This is a genomic window from Actinosynnema sp. (genome assembly GCF_052038725.1).
The window spans coordinates 1-2,007 of record NZ_JBQGCX010000863.1 but is presented as its reverse complement, the minus strand read 5'-3'; the positions used below and the strand labels follow the sequence as shown (position 1 = coordinate 2,007).

Here is a 2,007-nt window from a genome sequence, read left to right as displayed (position 1 = left end):
GGTCGCCGACCGCAACGCCTGCGAGTACTGCCTGGCCGCGCACACCGCGCTCGGCCGCAAGGCCGGGGTGTCCTCCGAGGACATGCGCCAGGCCCAGGCCGGGCACTCGCACGACCCGCGCACCCAGGCGGCGCTGGAGTTCAGCGAGAAGCTGGTGCGCGAGCGCGCCCAGGTCACCGACGCGGACGTGGACGCGCTGCGGGCGGCGGGCTTCGACGACGAGGCGATCGTGGAGCTGATCGCGCACGTGGCGCTGAACCTGTTCACCAACTACATCAACGTCGCCCTCGGCGTGCCGGTGGACTTCCCGAAGGTCGCGCTGCGCAAGGCGGTGTGAGCGTGGCCGCGTGGACCGGACGGGTGGCCGCCCGCCCGGCCCGCGCGGATCCCACCACCGGGTGGGGGACGTCCTCGGTCGGGGGTCCCCACCCGGTCCCACCAGTATCATCGCGGCGGTCGGTGGTGCGGCGGCGAGGGGGTGGGTGTGGAGCGGAGCGGCCTGGACCGGCGGTTGGCGGACGCGGTCGAGCGGGTGGGCCACGGTCTGCGCGCGCTGTCCCAGCGCACCGCCCGCGAGCACGGGCTCACCCCGCTCCAGCAGCAGGTGGTGCTGGCGCTCACCGCGCAGCCCGAGGTCAGGCGGGAGGTGAGCGCGCTGGCGGCCGAGTTCGACGTCACCAAGGCGACCACGTCCGACGCGGTCAGCGCGCTGGAGCGCAAGGGCCTGATCACCCGCACGCCCGGCCAGGACGGGCGCAGGCGGCTGCTGGCGCTCACCGACGACGGCGCGGAGGTCGCGCGGGCCCTCGAACCGTGGGACGAGCCGCTGCTGCGCGTGCTCCGGGACGTGCCGGAGGCGGACCGGGCGACCACCCTGCACACGCTGCTGCGGGTGATCGCCGGGTTGCAGCGCAGCGGGGTGGTGAGCGTGGCGCGCACCTGCGTGAGCTGCCGCTTCTTCCGCCCGGACGTGCGACCCGACCCGGTCGCGCCGCACCACTGCGGGCTGCTGGACGCGCCGCTGCCGCTGGCCGAGCTGCGCGTGGACTGCCTGGAGCACGAGCCCGCCACGACGTGACCCTGGCGGTGACGTGACCCTGGTGGTCAGGACGCGGCGCGCTCGATCCCGGCGCCCGCGACCCCGGCGCCCGAGGGCTCGGGGCGCGGCGCCTGTCCCCGGCAGCGGGCCAGGAACCGGTGCTCGCTGGGCGAGCGCCCGCGCGAGCGCTGGAACGCCCGGCTGAACGCCTTGGCCGACCCGTACCCGACCGACGACGCCACCGACTCGACCGGCTCGTCCGTGTCCCGCAACCGGATCGCCGCCAGGTCCATCCGCAACCGGGTCAGGTAGGCCCCCGGCGACTCGCCGAGCGCGGCCGGGAACCGGCGGGACAGGGTCGCGCGCGAGACGTTGACCGCCGACGCCAGGTTCGCGGTCGTCCACGCCCGCGCCGGGTGCCGGTGCAGCCGGGTGAGCGCCTCCCTGACCAGCGGGTCCAGCAGCGCCCCCAGCCACGAACCCGCCCGCTCCGCCGGGTTGGCCGCCAGCCACGCGCGGGCGAACTGCACCAGCAGGAGGTCCACGATGCTGTTCACGGCCGCCGTCGTGCCGAACTGCGGCTCCGCCAGCTCGGCCGCGAGCAGCGCGGCGGTCGCGGCCAGCTGCGGGCGCTCCCCCGCCGTGATGAGCACCGGCGCGTCGTCGGGGAACAGCGACTCGCCCAGCTCGTACCGCAGGGTGATCATGCGGGTGTCGACCGGCCCGTCGCCGAGCCGCAGCGCCCGCCCGGTGGCCTGCGCCGCCTCGGCGGCCCGCTGGTCGCACGGCCTCGGCCTGGTGCCCGGTGCGCCGGAGGTGCCGTGCGCGAGGCCCTGCGGCACGAGCACCGCGTCCCCCGCGCCGACCCGCAGCGCGGGGCCGCCCGCCGAGAGCCACACCTCGCCCTCGGTCACCAGGTGCAGCGCGGCCCAGGGCAGCGGGTCGAGGCGGGTGCTCCAGGCGCCGCC

At 76.9% G+C, this 2,007-nt stretch carries 3 protein-coding genes; 2 read left to right on the top strand and 1 reads right to left on the bottom strand.

Features of this window, described 5'->3' with window-relative positions; translation table 11 throughout:
• Both ACTUAL_RS17650 and ACTUAL_RS17645 read left to right on the top strand, forming a co-directional pair.
• Positions 1-337 (top strand): carboxymuconolactone decarboxylase family protein (locus tag ACTUAL_RS17650; protein ID WP_440901045.1); only part of this gene is annotated, 337 nt, incomplete at its 5' end.
• Between the two features lie 147 nt (positions 338-484).
• Positions 485-1,078, top strand: a complete 594-nt coding sequence (locus tag ACTUAL_RS17645) for a MarR family winged helix-turn-helix transcriptional regulator (protein ID WP_096495486.1) — start codon at positions 485-487, stop codon at positions 1,076-1,078.
• A gap of 26 nt (positions 1,079-1,104) precedes the next feature.
• Here ACTUAL_RS17645 and ACTUAL_RS17640 read toward each other — a convergent pair.
• On the bottom strand, positions 1,105-2,007 hold a 903-nt coding region (locus ACTUAL_RS17640; RefSeq protein ID WP_440901044.1), incomplete at its 5' end, for a cupin domain-containing protein.